Genomic DNA, 20,109 nt, shown 5'->3' with positions numbered 1-20,109 from the left:
AATTTGTGACAGTCACAACAGTGCTAATTCGAGACTTTATATACTTCGCAAAGCCATTAAGGGTAAGAGCAGACTTTAGTTACTCAATAACCGAAAAAGGGTTTAAAAACTGGCGGCGCCAAAATAACTGACGATCAATTTCACTCAATTCTGCTTCATCGCAAACGACTTGCCAATTTTGTCCAATAACGGATATTTGGTGCTCAAATATCCCAAATGCCTCGCTTTTGCTTATTAAGAACTTGGGCGCAACCATTAAACAGGTTTTAAACTGACTCAAATTGTTATCACCAACAATACGCATAGCTTGCCCAGCTTCATTGCCTGTGCTCCCCTACGGACAGATATCATATGCTGGCGTCAAACTTAAATGTTTTCCATCCCAAAATGCAGCGTGATTGCGGGCATGGTCGTTGGTATTGCCACACAAAATATTGAACACCAGCCTTGAGAATAGCTCTCTAAGAGTATCTTTAGGTTTTGTAAACCGATGGCGAATAATTTCGGATAATGTTTCATAGCTAGCATAGCGCTGCCGTATCAGTGTCTTTGCCTTTTGAGCCTAGCTTTTTGTTAATGGAGCGCTTAATTTTCTCTCTAATCTGGCGGCACGAATAAGTCTAGAGAAGAGCGCAATGGCTTCTTCGGTATATCTAGAATAGGAACGATTCACAGATTTTGGCATGTTCACTCCAAAGGCTTGATTTATACATAAACCCATAGGAGGTCTATTGGTTTTTATATAAGCCATAATGTGAGAAAAGAACGAAAGATAGTCAAGGAAAATGGGTTAGTATACAACGCATATAGAAACGTTACGTTCTCATTATTAAACCAACGGCAGGTTTTGAGATAAGCTGACATTGACGTACCCAACATTGCTTCCATCACACGCACATTCGTTATTTAAAAGATTCTAGAGCACCTTGATAAAAACTCTAGTCATCGACAGAAACAAAGAATTTGCTAGCAGGCACTGTTGAGGTGCTTAGACTCCGTCATACTATTCGCCGGATATTCTCTGTAGAAATAAGTGGAAGCTAATGTGCGTGAAGAAGCTAATTTGGCCTATCTTTTCAGGTTAACGTTCACATACATAAACCGAAACACAATTTCATTCAACTAAAAACCTGTACTAAAAGACAGTTTGTCAGCTGTCATCTCAGCAAAATCATCACGTGTTGAATAGATCAGGAGACCCACTTATTTGGTGTTAATCTTTTTTCAGCGGTATTACTGGCTTTATAGTCATAAATCACACGACTAGCTCCAAGGATGGTGATACTGATTAAGCCCTAAAAACGTCTTTTATTTCGGTCTCGCACTAAAGCGGGTCACAAACGCTCTTTACAAATGCAGCTCAGGGTGGTTTGAACACACCGCCTAATCGGCGTGTTCGAGGGGCCCGCCCTCATCACAATTACAGCATGGCGTTTCCCATCCTACAAGCCCGCCTTCAGGGCACACCACCAATTACCTTGACCGGTCGTATTGCCTCATTTAATAAAATCCGTAAAACCTTGATAGAAAAACACTACTACTTTCCCAATATGAAATACAAAGCTCACCAGCGGCTGACGGCGAGCTTAGTATTCCAGTGTTTCGTAAGTACACCATTATGTATTGGCCGGATAATCCGCCAATAGTGGCAAATTTAGAAACGCGCATTCAAAAAAGAGACTATACGTCTATTTGATGTTATTATTTGTGTCTAATTAAAAGCTACGAATATCTTAAGAGTGTACACTGTGGTTGGAGAAACTCGAAATGACTAAACCCATCGTTATAGTCGGCGCAAGCCACGCTGCTGTTCAATTAGTTACTAGCCTCAGGCAACAGGGTTGGCAACACGGGATCACTATAGTAGGTCGCGAGAAACATTTTCCTTACCATCGGCCACCACTCTCAAAAACTATGTTAACAGACGGAAAATCCGTAGAGAGTATTCTACTTAGATCGAAACTATTTTATGAAAAAAATCATGTAGAGATGCTCCTCGGCCAATCTGTTGAGAATATTAATAAAAACGATAAATCAGTGACCTTATCGAGCGAGAAAGTTTTGAGCTATAGCAAATTAGTACTGTGCATCGGCTCAAACCCAGTTTATCTTAACTTGCCGGGTGAAACACTTAAAGGAATAGGCTATTTGCGCGATTTTGGTGATGTAGATAGACTCAGTAAGTTTGTTAAAAAGGGGAAGCGAGCAGTACTTGTAGGTGGTGGTTATATTGGCCTAGAGGCCGCTGCCGCGCTGAGATCTTTTGGCATGGAAGTTACAATTTTAGAGAGTATGGAGCGTATACTAAGGCGAGTGACCGAACCAGAGATATCAGCATTTTATACCAATGCTCATACTACTAGAGGTGTAAATATCGTTACCAATGCACAGGTATCGGCATTTAGTGGTGAGGAGCAGGTACAAGAGGTGATATGTAACGATGGTCAACGCTTCCCTGCAGATTTAGTCATTATTGGTGTAGGCGTTAGACCAAATGTTATGTTAGCTGAAAAAGTGGGCATTGAAGTAGATAACGGTATTGTTGTGAACGCACAAATGTTAACCAGTGATCCCGATATATATGCTATTGGCGACTGCGCATCATTTCCTAGCCCTTTTACTGAAGCGCGCATAAGACTAGAGTCAGTTCCAAATGCAAATGAACAGGCAAAATGTGCAGCAGCATCCTTATGCGGTAAGTTAAAAACGTATGACGCCGTACCTTGGTTTTGGTCTGATCAATTTAATATGAAACTTCAGATTGCTGGTTTAAGTCACGGTTATGATAATATAGTGCTACGCGGTGACACAATGTCGGAAAAATTCTCTGCGTGGTATTTTAAAGAGGACATTCTGCTCGCCGTTGACTGCATAAATTCGCCTGCAGACTTTATAACTGCAAAGAATTTATTAACAGCTAGAAAGAATCCTGATAAACACCTTATTGCTTTATCCGAAAAGGCTATTATTGTTTGAGATTAATATTAGAACGATCCAACTAACAGGTCACGTTATTACAATGTGCTAAGGTTTAGAAGTACTCATATCTGCATTTGAATTTCAATTAATATAATCTAGGCGATTTATTTACTGCGAATATTATTTGGTATTGATTAAGTGCAGTAGTTGTAAAATTAAATAATATTTAACACTGGATGAAAATGAGACAGTTAGATTTAGAACAAAGGCCCACTCGTCGGAATAGGGAGAAAAACACAAGAAAACCATTGATAGAGGAACGTCTGCTTGATGCAATGGAGAAGATGCTAGAAGAAGGTAACAGTTTAGGGCAGATTACAATCGATGATTTGGCTAGCCGCGCCGATATTGCTAGGTCTACTTTTTATACTCACTTCAAAGATAAAGGTGAATTGGTAGCTCGGTTGATGGGCGTGGTCACAAAGGATATCATTGACGGCGCGGGTTTGTGGTTTAAAAACTCAGAAAAAGCAAACCCAGAAGATTTGCATGAAGGAATAAAGGGCATTGTGTATGCATTTAAAAAGCATCAAGCTATCGTGGCAGCAATTCAGGATCTGGCTCCTCATGATGATAATGTAAGACGTTTATACGAAGAGATGATGACCACGCTATGTCATAAAAGTGAACTTGCTGTTCATGCGGTTCACCAACAAGGAAAGGCAAAAAAACAGGCGACGGCAGAGGTGGCAAAAATTTTGACTTGGATAAATACGCTTTACCTCACTAACTTCGTTTCAAAGTGTGAGAGCAAAGATCTGGATTCTCTTGCCGAGGCCTTAGGTCACATAACCGTAAGCGCTATATTCAATGGTAACTAATTGATAAAATGCCCACCTGCTTGATGCGCAGAGGGGCAGCTAGTTCAATAAGAAGCTGTGCCACCATCAACAGAAATTGGTGCGCCACTTACTCCTCCACCGAGTTCCGATGCAAGCATTACGGTTATTGCTGCTACTTCTTCTAGTTTTATAGGTCTTCCAATAGCGGCTTGCTTTGCATACGCATCAATAAGTTCATCGTAATCCATGCCTGCAGCTTCAGCTGCAGAACCAGCATTATCCCTGATTAGATCAGTGATAACTAAACCGGGGCAGACTGCGTTTACTGTAACTCCATACGGACCTCCTTCCTTCGACATACACTTAGTCAGGCCGATCACACCGTGTTTAGTCGCCGAATAATGTGAGAATCCGACCTTCCCTTGTTTTCCTTCAACGGAAGAGATATTTATAATACGTCCGTAATTTTGTTTTTCCATTACGCGCATCGCGGCGCGGGATGCTTTAAAAACAGATGTGAGGTTCAGCGCAATGATATTATCCCATGTTTCATCGTCCATTTGAGAAGCGGGCGCGAATCCCCACACACCTCCAGCGTTATTGACCAAGATGTCAAGTCTGCCTCCTTGCTTAACAGCACTATCGACCATTGCATTAATGCTCTTGCCGTCCGTGACATCGCAGGCAATAAAGTGACATTGCTTACCTAAATCTTGAGCCACCTGCTCGCCTACCTTTTCATCTCTACCACTAATGAAAACCTTAGCTCCCTCTGCTATAAAAGCCTCAGCAATGGCGCGTCCAATGCCGCGCGAACCACCAGTAACCAGGGCCACTCTATCTTTTAATAAATTTTTCATGTTTCACCTCTTTATTTCTTTTTTTGATGAGATAGCTTCAAGTAAGTTGTCTTTTATATGCCTTTTTAACAACTTCCCATTCGGCAATCTAGGTAACTCAGTTGTAAAAACAACTCTCTTTGGACACTTAAAATGCGCTATCTTTTCACGGCAAAATTCAATAATTTCGTTTGCTAATTGGGGGCTTTTGTTATAATAATCGTGTAACTGAATCACGGCGACTACTTCTTCGCCAAGCTCCTCATGTGGCACTCCTACTACTGCAACATCAAGTATTAGGTCGTAAGACATAAGCGTGTTTTCAACTTCAAGTGGGTAAATGTTGACACCACCGGAAATAATCATAAAGTTCTTTCTATCTTTCAAATATAGAAAGCCTTCTGCGTCTATATATCCAATATCGCCTAGAGTGCTCCATCCCTTCTCGTTATAAGCTTCTTGTGTTTTACGCTCGTCTCCCTTATATGAAAAAGGCGGTAAACCAGAAAAATATATTTGACCTGTCGTACCTGCTACTTCAGGAACACCATGCTCGTTGCAAATATGCAGTTCACCCAGCACTGCCTTACCAACTGACCCTGGATGTTCCAACCATTCCTCAGGGGTAATAGCAGTTAAGCCATTAGTTTCACTGCCGGCATAATATTCATGAATTATCATGCCCCACCAATCGATCATTTTATGCTTTATCTCCGGTGCACAGGGTGCGCCTGCATGTGCCACGATTCGCAGTGACGATTGGGAGTACCTTTGCTTTATCGTAGTGCTTAGGCTGAGCATGCGTACAAACATAGTTGGTACGAATTGAGTGACATCTACCTTGTAAGTGTCTATGAGCCTTAAGGCATTTTCAGCATCAAACTTTGGCATAACAACCACGCAACCACCATAACGAAGCACCGATAATGTCCAATTTAATGGTGCAGCATGATAAAGAGGTGCCGGACAAAGGTATACAGATTGACAATCAAATTTATAGTAATTGGATAAAAACTCTTCAATAGGCGCTGGCGTTCCAAATGGTCGGTCGTTCACCGGTCTTAATATGCCTTTGGGCTTACCAGTCGTCCCCGATGAATAAAATAAGACCTGTCCTTCAGATTGTTTAAACGCATACTCAACAGAAAATGTACTTTCGAACTTACGTTTTATAGCTCCCCAGACTTTTTCATCATCCACGTTTAAGATTGTTAGCGATAAATTTTTACAAACATCTTTGTACAAGTCAGAGGTAATCAGTAATGCAGCATCAGAGTCGGTGACGATATAAGTAATTTCTGCTTGTTTTAAATGACTATTGATCGGGACTAACTGCATCCCCATTCTGAGCAAAGTTAATGCGCAAACAATATATTCGTATCGGTTTTCCATTAACACAGCGACGGGTTTGGACGAATCCACTCCAAGGTGCTGCATATAATTTCCAAACGCGATACTGGCCTTGTTTAACTGCGCATAACTTAGTGCTACGTTATCATCAAAAATCACAGCAATTTTATCTGGCGAGTTTTCAGCCTTTTTTGAAAAATGTTTCATTGTTCAAACCACTACACATTATTGAATTTCATGGGCAATTTTTTGAGACCCTGTAAAAAATTGGACTGCACCCGTTTGGCCTTACCAGCAAGTTCAACGTGATTAAAGCGCTTGGTAAATTCTTCTAAAAAGACACGAATCTGCAGCTCACCCAGACGATTTCCAATACACATGTGCTGCCCCGTGCCGAACGTGAAGTGGCGATTATTTTTACGTTCTATATCAAATTCAAATGGACGCTCCCATATCTCCTCATCGCGATTAGCTGAAGGATACCACATCACTATTTTTGAACCTTTAGCAATTTTTACGCCGCGTATCTCAACGTCCTCAGTCGCAGTTCGTCGAAAATGCATCACAGGAGACACCCATCGTAAGATTTCTTTAACGGCACTTGGGATAAGCTCTGGGTTAGCAATTAACTTTGAAAGCTGGTCAGGATATTCAGCGAATGCTAACAGTCCGCCGGAAAGAGTATTTCGCGTAGTTTCATTTCCTCCAATAACCAACAGAATAAAATTACCAAGGAAGTCAGCTTGGCTTAACTTTGTGCCGTCATATGTTTTGGATATTAAGCTGATCATATCGGTACCATCGCCATCCTTACCCGCATCTAGCAACTGCAACGCAAATTTGACCAAATTCTCAATAACTTTACCCATATGCTCAGGCGATTGACGAAATTCTGGGTCACCCTCACCAACTAAGCAATTTGTCCAAGCGTAGAGTTCTGCTTCCATTTCTGGAGGGCACCCCAAAATCTCAACTAGCGTTTGTATGGGGATGGGCGCACTTAATGAACTGATGACATCAAACTGTTGACCAGGAACGACGGCATCTAACAATGCACTGATGCGCTCACGTATCCGTCCCTCCATTGACTTCATAGCTGCAGGTGTAAGACCGCGCATAGCCGATTGACGAACCCCGACATGCTCTGGTGGATCCAGCGATATCATAGGTCGACCGATTGTAGCGTTGTCCTCACCTGCTGCAACTAAACCTACTTTGTCTTCATCAAAAATTCGGTGTCCACCATTTTTTGTTGCAGAAGAAAATAGCTGAGGATTTCTTGAGACATACTCTATGTCCTTATATTTTGTTAATACCCAAAAACCTCTATCATTTTTTTCTTCACTCCAAACTACGGGATTTTCAGCTCTCAATTTAGTAAATAGATCATGGGGAAATCCTTCTTTAAAATAATCAGTCTCAGCGAGATAAATCGGACCAAAGGTCTCTAATGTTTGTGCCATTTTAGCAATCCTTAACAGTTAAATTGTCAAAAAAATAGGAACGTTACGCAATGTCATTTAAATTATTGTAAATAACTTGTAACAGGTTTTATAAGTATTACATTATTTTTCAAACACTGTATACACTTAAAATGGACAAAGTGTCTTTTTGTGAAAAATATAATTACACCCATTATTCTTTACCCACTTTAAGAATGAATTTTCTTATATTTTATCCCAAGCAGTCAGCACAGTTGACTTATGAATAAATCTGAGGTTCACCGATCTGTGAACGTTTAGTAAAGGAAAATATACTTTTTTGTATCCTCATCGACACCTTTGCTGTAGTCAGCCGGTGGGAAAGCAAAAATCAGATCTGTTGAAGAATATGTTAAAACGGTAAGCGGCAAAGCCTGCCTATTATGTAAGTAATGCCCGAGTTAAAAGCTGCTGTCGGAAGAAAACTTGTTCCTAAAGCAATGAATGGATCTAGGCATTAGTCGCGCGTAAAGGTAAAAGTGTGCGGCAGTTACGTTGCATATTTTCGACCTCGGGTTAATTGTGGTCAATCTGTCTTTCGTAAACTGGTCGGTGCAACGCCGGTCCAAGTTTTAGGTGCTGAACCGGCTGCTATACTGTGAATTAGGCTGTGCAACAGATTCAGAATGCGCCTAAATGCATGACTTGTTCAAAATGCCCAATAATTTCATCTTGCATTAAATTAGTAATATCCTGCTGTAAATTAATAAAGGACTCCACTGACAAACGTGTATTACGGATTTCGACAATTTTTGCGCGTATATTATTTTTATTCATTAATTACAGTTATTTAACGTTTTATTAACGATATTTTTAAGCAGTTCTGCTGCAAAATAGCTTTAAAAAGTGATGTATTTCATTGCAATCGCTCAAATGTTGATAACCAATATTGTAGTTTATTGCCTATTTATTTGTAGACAATCGCCATTGTATAGTAGGCCGCCAACGCTCTAAACTCAAAAAATGATGATGGCATTATCACTTGATTGTCAATCCCTTATGTAAATTTGCAAAGGACGATTTCTTACAATGAGTAATACCGCGTATCGACATAATGCAATTCGACCCCCCGGTCTAAAGGCAAAAAAGATGGAGCCCTTCATGAGGTCACGCCACTATCACTGGGTCAAGCTTATTGCGAGAGTTACAATTACGTCATTACTTCCGAAATACAGATTCTTACCAGATTTATTATACAAGTTGGAGATTGCAATACTGTTGTAATTTCAGTCAAAGACGGCTTTATCAATCGCAATAATACATTTGAGATTACCAACGTTTTTACTGATGTTATTACGTTGGGGCAGCCAATGGGTGCAGCAGCTGCAATGCTTTTCAGTGCGCTTCTCGATGAATTAGAGAAGCGAAGTTTAAAACGTGGATTAATTGCCCTTTGCCTTGATGGTGGTCAAGGAATAGCAACAATTATAATTTTAAACAATGTATACATTTAAAAGTAGACAAGGAGTCTTTTTTAGTATTATATTTACATGAGGTTAACAAAAGTTATACACGGTAGGCATGAGCAATCTCGATGCAGCCTTTATAAACATGTTGAATGAGCAGAAATATTGGGAGTAGTGTATGAGTTGGACAGATTTAGTTTTACCGAAGCAAGACTGGGCCACAAGAAGCGACATCAAGTCTTCATTAGTACCTTGTATAGATCCATGTACAGAGAAACCCTATGCTGACATCCCAATAGCAAATCATGCTGTAGTTGATGAAATAGTTTCAAAGGCCCACGCCAGATTTAGAAGCTCAGAGTGGCAAAATATACCGCCACTAGGCCGCGAGAAGCTCATGCATGCACTGGCAGATGCAATTGACAGAGACAGTGAACACTTAGCAAAGCTTGAGGCACTAGATACGGGAAGGCCAATAAGTGTTACAGAAACGGTCGATATCCCATTAGCATCCATGTGGCTAAGAACCTATGCCGGTTGGCCAACTAAAATGTATGGCAAGAGCGGAAGTTTGGCTGGTAGCGGGCCCGAATTTCTCGCGTACACGACACGCAGGCCAGTGGGCGTAGTCGTTGCTATTGTACCCTGGAATTTTCCCCTTATTCTTGCCATGTTTAAAATAGGACCAGCATTAGCGGCGGGTTGTACGATAGTTGTTAAACCCCCATTAGAAGCTCCTCATAGCCTTTTAAGACTGCAAGAGTTAGCAATTCAGGCTGGTATACCACAGGGTGTTATCAGCGTGGTAACCGGCGATGGCGAGACAACTGGTCAAGCTTTGATTCAGCACCCCCTAGTAAGGAAGATTGCGTTCACCGGCTCCACTCAAACAGGCCAGCATCTGCTTGCTCAATCAGTTCCAGATTTAAAACGCATTACATTAGAATTAGGGGGTAAATCACCCTCCATCATTATGCCAGATGCAAACTTAAACTTAGCAATTCCAAATGCTATCGCTGGTGCATTTTTCAATAGCGGACAAGTGTGCTACGCCGGAACGCGTCTTTATGTTCATCGCTCGCTTTATGACCAGGTAGTTGAAGGTATTCAAAGCGGTGCGAGCGGGATTAAATTTGGTATGAGTGACGACAGATCATCAGAAATGGGGCCGCTAATAAGCGCCCGACAATATCAATCCGTCTCTAACATGATTAATAATGCGAAAGTGTCAGGCGCTGACATTATTCATTGCGATACCCAAATACCAGACAGCGGCTACTTTTATAAACCTACGCTTATATGCAATGCGCACGAGCAGTCAGAAATTATGAAGCAAGAGGTATTTGGTCCTGCAGTTTCAGTAACGCCGTTTGATGACGATGAGCAAGCTCTACACATGGCCAACGACAGTCCGTTTGGTTTGGCTGCTTATGTTTGGACACAAAATTTGGCCAAAGCACATAGCGTGGCAAATGCGCTTGATGTTGGCACAGTCTTTGTAAACTGTGTGTTAAAAGCAGACCCAGCCTTTCCATTTGGTGGGACGAAAATGTCAGGGATCGGCAGAGAGTGTGGTTGGGAAGCACTTGACGCTTACACCGAGACAAAATCAATCATAATGGATATAAGTTCGGGGACATAGATATGAACATTATTGCAGCGGTTGCTAGAAAACCTTTCGAAGACTTCTCGTTGGAGGAGCTTAAATTAGACACATTGAAAGCCGATGAAGTGCTGGTGAAAATTGAAGGTGTCGGTATGTGCCATACAGATATTATTTCTCGCGACCAGAGTATTCCCGTTCCACTTCCTATGGTATTGGGCCACGAAGGAAGTGGGCGAATAATTGAAGTGGGTTCTAAAATTGACGACTTGCAAGTAGGTGACCATGTCGTACTAAGCTTTTTATCTTGTGGCTCATGCGGTAACTGCCTAGACAACATACCTAGTTATTGCCACCAGTTTCCTGAAGTTAACTTTGCTGGCACCCGCCGTGATGGTAGCCATACTATCGTAGATGAGGGTGAAAAAATCTACGGTAATTATTTTGGTCAATCATCTTTTGCCACGCACGCCCTTGCAAATCGACGCAATGTAATCAAAGTTGATAAGAACGCACCTTTGGCATGCCTTGGCCCCCTAGGCTGCGGTTTCCAAACAGGCGCAGGCAGTGTTTTGCGTTCAATGGCTTGTGAGCCAGATTCTAATATCGTTATTATCGGCGGGGGCTCAGTTGGGATGAGCGCAGTGATTGCTGCCAAAATTGCACGTTGCCGCAACATTATTCTGGTGGAACCAATGTCTGTGCGCAGGAAACTAGGACTGGAAATGGGCGCCACCCATGTAATAGACCCACATGCGGGCCCTGCTGCTGACCAAGTTCGCAGAATATTACCAGATGGTGCGCAGTATATTCTTGATAATACGGGTATACCGGCAGTGATTGAGGAAGCTATTACTTACCTTGCGGCACATGGATTTCTTGGTTTATTGGGTTCGGTTTCTCCCGAGGTTGACATAAAGTTGAACCTCACAGGAAGTATTCTCAAGGGGCATCGTGTGCAAGGAATATTAGAAGGGGACAGTGATCCTGAAACATTTATACCCGAACTTGTTCAATACATTATTGATGGTCAATTTCCTATCGAGAAACTAGTTTCTTTTTACCCAATGTCAGAAATTAATGCGGCAATCATCGACCAACACGAAGGCCGATGCTTAAAGGCTATATTGTTGCCTGGTTAACAATAGCGCCATCTTTTTAATAAGATTGAAATAAAGAACTGAGGTATTTATGAATAAAAAAAGAAATTATCTGTCCTTGGCAGTGCAAATAGCCATTCTTGGCGCAAGCACTCAAATGGTCTATGCGCAAGCGGATGAGTCGGCAGAAGTAGAAGCTTCTTCGGCTCCCGTAATTGAAGTTATAGAGGTGACCGCAACAAAGCGGCCTCAAAATCTTCAAGATGTTCCCATTACCGTAACAGCAATTTCAGGCTCTGAATTGAAGGCAAGAAATATAAGCGAAACATCCGATCTAATGGGCAGTGTGCCAAATTTACAGGTGACCTCGGCTTATTCAAAAACTCAACCCAACTTCAGTATTCGTGGAATAAGCGTAGCCAATGAATTTAGCGCATCAACGGCTTCTCCCGTGGGCGTTTATGTAGATGAAGTGTTCCAAACATTCCGCGCTGCGCATGGGCAACAGTTGTTCGATCTGGCACAAATAGAGGTATTGCGTGGCCCGCAAGGCACTTTGTTCGGTCGTAACACAACAGGTGGTGCTATTACCATAGCAACGGTGAAACCGAGTTTAGACGATGGAAATAAAGGTTTTATTACTGTGGGCGCAGGTAATTTTGGCTCACAGGCATTTACAGGCGCTTTTGAACACACGCTCATTCCTAGTGAACTGGGCTTTCGTATTGCAGCAACTAAACAAAAGATGGATGGCTATACATTTAACCCAGTTGATAATCAATATTATGGTGAGACTGACTCACAAGCATTGCGATTTTCTGTTAAGTGGGCTCCGAGTGAAGACTTGGAAATTGATTTTAAAGCTTATACGGCTGAAAATGATGGCTTAGGCGATTTGGCTTATGGAGTAGGCTATTTCCCGGGTCAAGCCAATGTTCTCGGCGCGCCAACGCGTAATTCCCTTTTACCGGATGGAAATGGCCGGCGATTAAACGAAGATGAAATAGAGTCTAATGAAGCAAACCGCTATGGCACTTCCTCAGACGGCATGTCGTTAACTGCATCTTACACGTGGGACGATTTTACATTAACCTCAATCACGGGTTTTGACAAAGCTGACTTTACCCTAAACCCCTACGATTGTGACGGGACAGTACTAGACCTTTGTGCAATCCGTTATTTCTCTGAAAGTGAAAGTTTTAATCAAGATCTTCGGCTAACGTATGTTACTGATAGACTCAGTGTTGTTGCTGGTGTTTATTTCGGTACAGAAGAAGTATTTACAGAAAATGAACCGGATTTCTTTGGACTGCTTGATGCGCAATTGCCCGCAGATCTCTTTAACCCAGTTGTCGGTGTTATTGACCCCTCCAATCCAGCACTAGGAGTTATCCCGTCCGATGGAAACTGCAGTCCGCTTAATTTAAATGCTAATGGCTTTTTAGATGCTAGAACGTTTTTCGAATTTGTCGGCTTAACATCGGGATGTGCGGCAGCAGGGGCACCACCTTTCACATCTATATTAGCTAATCAACAATTTACGATTGAACGACCATCTCAGGCTATTTACGGCGAAATCTCCTACGATGTAACAAATGAATTTAATGTAACGGTCGGTCTGCGATACACCCGAGACGACGTTGAATTTAACGATGCGCGCACCGTTTTGTTCGATGAAGCAGGAAACATTAGGGCGACTACGATACCGTATAGCTTCCCAGCTGATTTATCACTTGCAAGAATTTCACAAAGTGAGGAAAGTGATGAGTTTACAGGCCGTGTCATAACGTCCTACGATGTAAGTGACAGTTCAATGGCTTTCTTCAGCTATAGCCGCGGTTATCGGGCAGGAACATTTAATGGTTTAGCGTATCAGGATATTAATCAGGTCTTTTTTATTGAACCGGAAACCATCGATGCATATGAAGTCGGTTACAAATCACGCTGGTTAGAAAACCGTTTACAAATTAATGCTGCGGCATTTATGTACGACTACAACAATCAGCAAGTCGCAGAAATTGTTGGAACAACATCGTTCCTTCGCGCCGCAGATGGAGAGCTTAGTGGGCTAGAAATTGAACTAACAGCACTTCCTACTGATAGCATTAGAATTCGAAGCTCATTAGGCCTAATCGACAGTGAATACGATGAAGGTCAACGCTTTACGCCAAACGGTGTGTTAGTTGGTGGTAATAGTTTCCCAAATGCACCTGACGTTACCTTCAACTTTGGAGTTGACTGGAACATTATGGAAATTCGTGGTGGGTTTGTAGACTTAACATTAGATGCACAATATATGGGAGAGTATAATTTTGACCCATTTGGTAACTATGGCGGCAACTACCCTGGTGGTTCAGCAGACGCTGGTTCAGGCTTCTTGGCATCGCGAGAACTAGCAGAGGGTAATCCAGCTTACTGGCTGCTAAACAGCCGAGTCACCTACACGACTGAAAACTATTCCGTTGCGATATGGGCGAAAAACATAGCGGACGAATTTCATTATACTTATGGACTCAATTTGAACGCCTTCGGACAGGATTATCTGACCCGTGGTTTACCACGTACATTTGGCATCGAGTTCACTTACAATTTCGAATAATTCACCATAGTGAGGGTTTTCTAGAAATAGAAAGCCCTAAACTATTTGAGGGTAAAGCATGGCAAAAGTAACTTTTATACAGTTAAACGGCGACACAGTGATGGTTGACGCCGAATTCGGGCAATCCGTAATGGAGGTTGCAGTTAATGAGGGAATAGAAAATATTATAGGTGAGTGCGGAGGCACAATGAGCTGCGGTACTTGCCATTGTTACGTCGATAAGGATTGGCTCAACAAGCTTGACTCTCCAAGTGAGCTTGAGTTAGCAATTCTTGAAGGTTCGGTTGAACCCAATCAATTTAGCCGGTTAAGTTGTCAGATTCGAGTGAGTAACGCGCTGGATGGTTTAATTGTATCCGTACCTAGCGCTCAGTTTTAATAATTCGAAGCTTGATGAAGGTTAATAACTCGTTATTGCGACAAGGTCAGATTACCCGTTAAATTACCTTTTCAATCAACAATTCGTAAGCATCGATAGATATTGGAATATTATATGTATTCACACAGTGAAAAGTCTCAACAACTTTTGAGCAAATTATCGCAATTTATGTCTGAGCATATTTACCCGAACGAAATCAGATACGCGCAAGCACTGCACAATGCCCCAAGGCGCTTTGCTCCACTGCCGTTGATGGATGAACTAAAAGTAAAAGCAAAAAAAGCCGGATTATGGAATTTATTTATACCCGAAGAGCACGCGCAATACAGCGAACATGGGGGCTTATCTTTTGTTGATTACGCGCCGTTAGCTGAGGTCATGGGGAGGGTAATTTGGTCACCTGAAGTATTCAACTGCAACGCACCGGACACAGGTAACATGGAAGTATTGATGAACTATGCTACTCGTAAACAGCAAGATACCTGGCTAATACCGATGCTATCGGGTGATATTCGCTCATCATACGCCATGACAGAGCCTCAAGTGGCATCGAGTGATGCGACCAATATAGAACTCTCTATCAATACCGATGGCCAAGAATGGGTTTTAAATGGCCGCAAGTGGTTCATTACAGGTGCGATGTATGAGCGCACCAAGATTTTTATCGTAATGGGAAAGAGTGACCCTGATAATACTAATCGCCACAAACAACAAACTCAGGTATTAGTGCCCAAAAACACGCCAGGAATCACGTTAGTCCGACCACTTACTACCCTTGGTTATGACGATGCGCCCATAGGGCATGCAGAAATTGTTTTTGACAATGTTAGAGTGCCACTTGAAAACGTATTACTGGGTGAAGGACGTGGCTTTGAGATTGCACAAGGTCGTTTAGGACCCGGTCGAATGCATCACTGCATGCGGCTTATCGGCAGCGCCCAACGTGCCCTAGAATTAGCCTGCAAACGCGTTAGTACACGCGTGACTTTCGGTCGCCCTATTAGTAAGCACCAATCTATTCGTGAAAACATCTCGCGTTGTTTTTCTGAAGTTGAAATGGCTCGCCTACTGGTATTGAAAACATCTAATAAGATCGACGCTGAAGGTGTGTCTGCATCTGTAGATATGATTGCTGCTACTAAAACAACAGTGCCCTTACTTGTCCAAAATATTATTGACCGATGCATGCAAATGCATGGTGCGGGAGGACTTACAGAAGATTATTTTATGGCTGAAGCGTTTAATTATGCTCGATGGTGTCGATTAGCAGATGGGCCCGATGAAGTGCATCAAATGGCTTTGGGCAAAAGTATTATCGATCGCTATGCAGCCAAGTAAGGGGAGGCCTGATAATGTCTAACTCAGATTTGAATGTTACTGCCTTATCACAGTATCTAGGTCGACATCTTGATGGATTAGAGGGACCCATAGAGGCGAAAAAATTTGTTGGAGGACAGTCAAATCCAACCTATTTGCTGACTAGTCACAACAAACGGTATGTTTTGAGACGAAAACCTGCTGGAGACTTGCTCAAATCTGCTCATGCTGTGGACCGTGAATTTCGGGTCATAACAGCACTTGAAAACTCAGAGGTGCCGGTTGCCAAACCACTATTGCTATGCGAAGACGCAACCATTATTGGAAGTGTTTTCTATATCATGGAATATGTGGACGGAAGAGTTATGTGGGATCCAGCACTTCCTGATGTCGACTTTTCGCATCGTTGCGAAATTTATAGCGAAATGAACCGAGTGATGGCCTCACTGCATAAGATAAACATCGCAGAAGTAGGTTTAAGCGATTATGGGCGGCCAGGTAATTATTACGAGCGCCAAATAAACCGATGGATCCAGCAGTATCGCGCTAGCGAAACTGAAAAGATAGCAGACATGAATTGGTTGATTAAGTGGTTACCTAACAACACACCCTCCGAAGATGGTCGCGTTAGCTTAGTCCATGGCGATTTTCGCCTTGATAATATGCTTTTTCATCCTAAAAAAAGTCAAGTCCTAGCGCTAGTTGACTGGGAATTATCTACTCTAGGCCACCCTTTCGCCGATTTAGCCTATCAATGTATGCAATTACGTATGGCTAGCAATTCAGCACTACAGGGTTTAGATGGCATCGACCGCGAAGCGTTGGGTATTCCAAGCGAACAGGATTATGTTTCACAGTATTGCAAAAGAGTAGGTATTAATGGCATTACTGACTGGAATTTTTACCTCGCCTTCAGCGCATTTCGATTTGCGGCTATTTTGCAAGGCGTAAAAAAACGCGCATTAGATGGTAATGCCTCTAATGATAAAGCCTATAAAATGGGCGAAATGGTTGCACCGTTGGCGAAAATGGCCATTGGTTTGGTTAATTAACCATGAAAAAAGTTTGATCAAAAGGTAAAAGATATGAACATCATAGGAAAAACAGCAATTGTTACTGGCGGTGCTTCAGGGTTAGGCCGTGCGACCGCAGAACTTTATTTAAGTAAAGGTGCCAATGTTGCGATTTTTGACTTAAATGATGAAATCGGTAAAAAAATGCAGGAAGAGCATGGCGATAATATTGCGTACTTTTCGGTTGACGTTTCTGACGAATCACAAGTAAGCAAAGCCGTCGATGAGGTGGTCCTAAAGTTCGGGGCATTGCATATTATAAACAACTACGCTGGAATTGGGCCTGCTTGCAAAACCTTCGGAAAGAAAGGCCCTCACCCGCTAAATATTTATCAAAAAACCGTAGCGGTAAATCAAATAGGCACGTTTAATTTATGTCGACTTGGCGCTGAAAAGATGGCTATTAATGAATTATCCGATGGTGAGGAGTCTCGTGGTGTGATAATCAATACCGCTTCAGTTGCTGCCTTTGAAGGTCAAATTGGTCAAGTTGCATATGCGGCAACTAAGGGTGCGATTGTTGCAATGACTTTGCCTATGGCACGAGAACTCGCGCCTTATGCAATTAGGGTTGTCACTATTGCCCCCGGACTCATTCACACTCCCTTATTTGACGAAGTCCAAGAGGACTATTACAAATCTTTGGAAAATATGACAGTTTTTCCTAAAAGACTAGGTCATACGCATGAAATTGCAAAATTAGCATTACATATTGTTGACAATGAATACATCAATGGTGAGTGTATTCGAATAGACGCTGGTATTCGAATGCAACCGAAATAGTCCACAGAGGTGTCATTTTTTCCTATCATTATATGTGGTATCGCCATTTCGATAACGCACTAGTTAATCTAATCTTCTAAATAGTAAAGCAGCTTCAAATGAGGTAGTTGAATGAAAACTCGTATTACAGAAATGTTTGGCATTCGTTACCCAATTATTCAAGGAGGAATGATGTGGGTTGGTCGAGCTGAATTGGCCGCAGCGGTATCGAATGCAGGTGGTTTAGGCATACTAACGGCATTAACGCAAGCAACCCCTGAATTGTTGCGCCAAGAAATTAGGCGTTGTAGTGAAATGACCGACAAACCTTTTGGTGTAAATCTCACAATATTGCCTTCGATAAAACCCATTCCGTACGATGAATACTTGCAGGCGGCGGTTGAATGTGGTGTTAAGGTAATTGAAACCGCCGGCCGTAATCCAGAACGTTTTATACCATACCTTCGAGCTAACAACGTTAAAGTGATTCACAAGTGCACTTCTGTTCGTCATGCTGTGAAGGCTGAAAAGGTGGGCTGTGATGCTGTCAGTGTCGATGGCTTTGAATGTGCAGGGCATCCTGGTGAAGACGATGTGACTAATTTGGTGCTAATACCATGTGCAGCAGCCAAACTTTCTATACCCATTGTTGCGTCAGGTGGCATCGCTACTGGAAGCCAGATGGCAGCTGCAATGCTATTAGGGGCAGAGGGAATTAATATGGGTTCTCGTTTCGTGGCAACCAAAGAAGCACCTGTCCATCACAATATGAAGCAAGCGATGGTTGATGCAGACGAGCGGCAAACAACACTGATGTTTCGCTCGTTAAATAATACAGTACGTGTATTTAAAAATACTGTCTCCAAGGCAGTTGTAGAAATAGAGGCAAAGGCTGGCAATACAGATTTTAACGAATTGCAGCCGCTCGTTGCAGGTGTAAGAGGTCGCGAGCGATGCATTGAGGGTGGCGATGTGGATGACGGCATCTGGACTGTTGGTATGGTGATGGGATTAATCGATGATATACCTAGTTGTCAGGTCCTTATTGACCGAATGGTAGCAGAAGCTCACGATGCGATGAAGCAACGCCTCAGTTGGTTCTAAATTTGCGTGCTGAATAAAATCTTCTGCAATGAATAAAAATCTGAAGTTCAAAGGAGAATAAATGAAACAAGGCACTTCACACCTCATGTTTTCTAACCTTATCACCCAACGGGCTGCTGCCCAATCAGATGATATTGCCTTGTGGTTTGAAGGTGTTGAGCTGACTTATCACGCATTGGAACTCAAAAGTAATCAGGTCGCTCAAGCTATCATTAATCACGGTGTCAATAAGCAAGATAGAATCTCAATTTTAGACGCGAATTCTGTAAATTATTTACTTCTAATGCTCGGTATCGCAAAGTCTGGTGCTGTACAAGTCAGCATAAACACGCGCCTCGCCGGTCCTGAAATCGCCTACATATTAAATGATTCCAACAGTGTGATGTTGTTTGTTGGAATGGATTATTATCGATTGATAGAGTCGATTGAGTCAAGCCTTAGCGAGGGTCTTACCATTATCGCCTTAGATGGCGGCCATACTAAATGGATAAACTTCGAACAATGGTACATGTCGATGACTTTTGATAAACCAGATCTATGTGCTGACTTCGATGATGATGTGATACAACTTTACACTAGCGGCACCACCGGTTATCCAAAAGGGGTATGCCATACGCACAGAACCGTTGCGTTATCGGCAATTGCTGCAAGTGATACTGAACACGATACTAGCTGGGCAAACTATCGCGCTGATACGGTTAATTTAGTGTGTTTGCCTTTATTTCACGTTGCAGGTTTTAACTTAGTCAGACTGACACTTGCGGCGGGTGGAAAGGTCGTGCTAACCAAAACGGTCGATCCACAAGAAATTCTGACGCTTCTTCCAAAACATAAGGTTACGCATCTTTTTCTTGTACCAACTATTATTCACATGGTGGTCAATCATTCAATAGCATCAAACACTGATTTCTCGTCTCTTAAGTGCGTATCATACGGCGCTGCACCTATCGCTGAATCGGTGCTAGCTAGCGCGCAGAAGCGGTTCGGTGAAGATTGCCAATTCATGCATTTGTATGGCATGACCGAAAACTTAGCGGTTGCAACGGCACTACCAAATCGATTGCACAATGCTAAGTTAGGCAAGTTACGTTCGTGCGGAGTTCCTTATCCTGGCACGCAAATAAAAATAGTTGATGCGCAAGGTCAGAATGTCAATCCATTTGAAGTCGGTGAAATTTTAGTGAAGTGCGCTTGGAATATGCCACGCTATTGGCAGAATGCATTAGCAACTGAAGAAGCGCTTAAAAATAATTGGCTGCATACTGGAGATGCCGGCTATATTGATGAAGATGGATTTTTGTATATTCGTGACAGGCTGAAAGACATGATTATTTC

Annotated in this window: 17 protein-coding genes; 12 read left to right on the top strand and 5 right to left on the bottom strand. The window is 42.3% G+C overall.

Annotated features, from left to right (window positions below; translation table 11 throughout):
- Positions 1 to 79: 79 nt before the first annotated feature.
- On the bottom strand, positions 80 to 304 hold the full coding sequence (locus GPUN_RS14540; protein WP_006005314.1) for a hypothetical protein: 225 nt from the start codon (positions 302 to 304) through the stop codon (positions 80 to 82).
- A 30-nt stretch (positions 305 to 334) separates the two neighbouring features.
- Positions 335 to 541, bottom strand: coding sequence for a HipA domain-containing protein (locus tag GPUN_RS14795; protein ID WP_369403275.1), 207 nt, complete (start codon positions 539 to 541; stop codon positions 335 to 337).
- Between the two features lie 1,226 nt (positions 542 to 1,767).
- Here GPUN_RS14795 and GPUN_RS07865 point away from each other — a divergent pair.
- Together GPUN_RS07865 and GPUN_RS07860 are read left to right on the top strand one after the other, a co-directional pair.
- The gene (locus GPUN_RS07865) at positions 1,768 to 2,976 is read left to right on the top strand and encodes an NAD(P)/FAD-dependent oxidoreductase (protein ID WP_040520665.1); all 1,209 of its coding nucleotides are present in this window, start codon (positions 1,768 to 1,770) and stop codon (positions 2,974 to 2,976) included.
- Between the two features lie 185 nt (positions 2,977 to 3,161).
- Positions 3,162 to 3,800: a TetR/AcrR family transcriptional regulator gene (locus tag GPUN_RS07860; RefSeq protein ID WP_040520663.1), complete on the top strand. Its 639-nt coding sequence runs from the start codon at positions 3,162 to 3,164 to the stop codon at positions 3,798 to 3,800.
- A 44-nt stretch (positions 3,801 to 3,844) separates the two neighbouring features.
- Here the strand turns inward: GPUN_RS07860 and GPUN_RS07855 are convergent, their stop codons facing one another.
- Genes GPUN_RS07855 through GPUN_RS07845 form a run of 3 tightly spaced genes read right to left on the bottom strand, consistent with a single transcriptional unit; the run spans position 3,845 to position 7,413 of the window.
- Positions 3,845 to 4,621: an SDR family NAD(P)-dependent oxidoreductase gene (locus tag GPUN_RS07855; RefSeq protein WP_006005305.1), complete on the bottom strand. Its 777-nt coding sequence runs from the start codon at positions 4,619 to 4,621 to the stop codon at positions 3,845 to 3,847.
- 3 nt (positions 4,622 to 4,624) lie between these two features.
- Positions 4,625 to 6,157 (bottom strand): AMP-binding protein, encoded by a 1,533-nt coding sequence (locus GPUN_RS07850; protein ID WP_006005303.1) that lies wholly within the window; start codon positions 6,155 to 6,157, stop codon positions 4,625 to 4,627.
- An 11-nt stretch (positions 6,158 to 6,168) separates the two neighbouring features.
- Complete coding sequence (locus tag GPUN_RS07845; RefSeq protein ID WP_006005301.1) at positions 6,169 to 7,413, bottom strand: cytochrome P450; 1,245 nt, start codon at positions 7,411 to 7,413, stop codon at positions 6,169 to 6,171.
- 1,139 nt (positions 7,414 to 8,552) lie between these two features.
- Here GPUN_RS07845 and GPUN_RS14790 point away from each other — a divergent pair.
- The 10 genes from GPUN_RS14790 to GPUN_RS07800 form a co-directional block, all read left to right on the top strand.
- Entirely contained in the window at positions 8,553 to 8,885 is a 333-nt protein-coding gene (locus GPUN_RS14790) for a hypothetical protein (RefSeq protein ID WP_081483927.1), read from the top strand.
- Positions 8,886 to 9,015: 130 nt separating this feature from the next.
- The gene (locus tag GPUN_RS07840; RefSeq protein WP_006005293.1) at positions 9,016 to 10,479 is read left to right on the top strand and encodes an aldehyde dehydrogenase family protein; all 1,464 of its coding nucleotides are present in this window, start codon (positions 9,016 to 9,018) and stop codon (positions 10,477 to 10,479) included.
- A gap of 50 nt (positions 10,480 to 10,529) precedes the next feature.
- Positions 10,530 to 11,582 carry an NAD(P)-dependent alcohol dehydrogenase gene (locus GPUN_RS07835; protein ID WP_202946222.1) on the top strand — a complete coding sequence of 351 codons (1,053 nt, stop codon included), beginning with the start codon at positions 10,530 to 10,532 and terminating at the stop codon, positions 11,580 to 11,582.
- A 49-nt stretch (positions 11,583 to 11,631) separates the two neighbouring features.
- The gene (locus tag GPUN_RS07830) at positions 11,632 to 14,139 is read left to right on the top strand and encodes a TonB-dependent receptor (protein WP_006005290.1); all 2,508 of its coding nucleotides are present in this window, start codon (positions 11,632 to 11,634) and stop codon (positions 14,137 to 14,139) included.
- A gap of 58 nt (positions 14,140 to 14,197) precedes the next feature.
- Complete coding sequence (locus tag GPUN_RS07825; protein ID WP_006005289.1) at positions 14,198 to 14,518, top strand: 2Fe-2S iron-sulfur cluster-binding protein; 321 nt, start codon at positions 14,198 to 14,200, stop codon at positions 14,516 to 14,518.
- A 114-nt stretch (positions 14,519 to 14,632) separates the two neighbouring features.
- Positions 14,633 to 15,856: an acyl-CoA dehydrogenase family protein gene (locus GPUN_RS07820; RefSeq protein WP_006005287.1), complete on the top strand. Its 1,224-nt coding sequence runs from the start codon at positions 14,633 to 14,635 to the stop codon at positions 15,854 to 15,856.
- 14 nt (positions 15,857 to 15,870) lie between these two features.
- A complete protein-coding gene (locus tag GPUN_RS07815) occupies positions 15,871 to 16,887 on the top strand; it encodes a phosphotransferase family protein (RefSeq protein ID WP_040520662.1) in 1,017 nt (338 codons plus the stop codon).
- A 33-nt stretch (positions 16,888 to 16,920) separates the two neighbouring features.
- Entirely contained in the window at positions 16,921 to 17,691 is a 771-nt protein-coding gene (locus tag GPUN_RS07810; RefSeq protein ID WP_006005283.1) for an SDR family NAD(P)-dependent oxidoreductase, read from the top strand.
- Between the two features lie 111 nt (positions 17,692 to 17,802).
- Entirely contained in the window at positions 17,803 to 18,774 is a 972-nt protein-coding gene (locus GPUN_RS07805; protein WP_006005281.1) for an NAD(P)H-dependent flavin oxidoreductase, read from the top strand.
- 61 nt (positions 18,775 to 18,835) lie between these two features.
- On the top strand, positions 18,836 to 20,109 hold a 1,274-nt coding region (locus tag GPUN_RS07800), incomplete at its 3' end, for an AMP-binding protein (RefSeq protein WP_040520660.1).

This window comes from Glaciecola punicea ACAM 611 (genome assembly GCF_000252165.1).
Taxonomy (GTDB): domain Bacteria; phylum Pseudomonadota; class Gammaproteobacteria; order Enterobacterales; family Alteromonadaceae; genus Glaciecola; species Glaciecola punicea.
This window is presented reverse-complemented; position numbering and strand designations above follow the sequence as displayed.

Excerpts from the sequence above, each read along its gene's own strand:
- GPUN_RS14540 (WP_006005314.1), bottom strand. The coding sequence starts at position 304 with ATGCGTATTGTTGGTGATAACAATTTGAGTCAGTTTAAAACCTGTTTA.
- GPUN_RS07865 (WP_040520665.1), top strand. The coding sequence starts at position 1,768 with ATGACTAAACCCATCGTTATAGTCGGCGCAAGCCACGCTGCTGTTCAA.
- GPUN_RS07860 (WP_040520663.1), top strand. The coding sequence starts at position 3,162 with ATGAGACAGTTAGATTTAGAACAAAGGCCCACTCGTCGGAATAGGGAG.
- GPUN_RS07855 (WP_006005305.1), bottom strand. The coding sequence starts at position 4,621 with ATGAAAAATTTATTAAAAGATAGAGTGGCCCTGGTTACTGGTGGTTCG.
- GPUN_RS07850 (WP_006005303.1), bottom strand. The coding sequence starts at position 6,157 with ATGAAACATTTTTCAAAAAAGGCTGAAAACTCGCCAGATAAAATTGCT.
- GPUN_RS07845 (WP_006005301.1), bottom strand. The coding sequence starts at position 7,413 with ATGGCACAAACATTAGAGACCTTTGGTCCGATTTATCTCGCTGAGACT.
- GPUN_RS07840 (WP_006005293.1), top strand. The coding sequence starts at position 9,016 with ATGAGTTGGACAGATTTAGTTTTACCGAAGCAAGACTGGGCCACAAGA.
- GPUN_RS07830 (WP_006005290.1), top strand. The coding sequence starts at position 11,632 with ATGAATAAAAAAAGAAATTATCTGTCCTTGGCAGTGCAAATAGCCATT.
- GPUN_RS07825 (WP_006005289.1), top strand. The coding sequence starts at position 14,198 with ATGGCAAAAGTAACTTTTATACAGTTAAACGGCGACACAGTGATGGTT.
- GPUN_RS07820 (WP_006005287.1), top strand. The coding sequence starts at position 14,633 with ATGTATTCACACAGTGAAAAGTCTCAACAACTTTTGAGCAAATTATCG.
- GPUN_RS07815 (WP_040520662.1), top strand. The coding sequence starts at position 15,871 with ATGTCTAACTCAGATTTGAATGTTACTGCCTTATCACAGTATCTAGGT.
- GPUN_RS07810 (WP_006005283.1), top strand. The coding sequence starts at position 16,921 with ATGAACATCATAGGAAAAACAGCAATTGTTACTGGCGGTGCTTCAGGG.
- GPUN_RS07805 (WP_006005281.1), top strand. The coding sequence starts at position 17,803 with ATGAAAACTCGTATTACAGAAATGTTTGGCATTCGTTACCCAATTATT.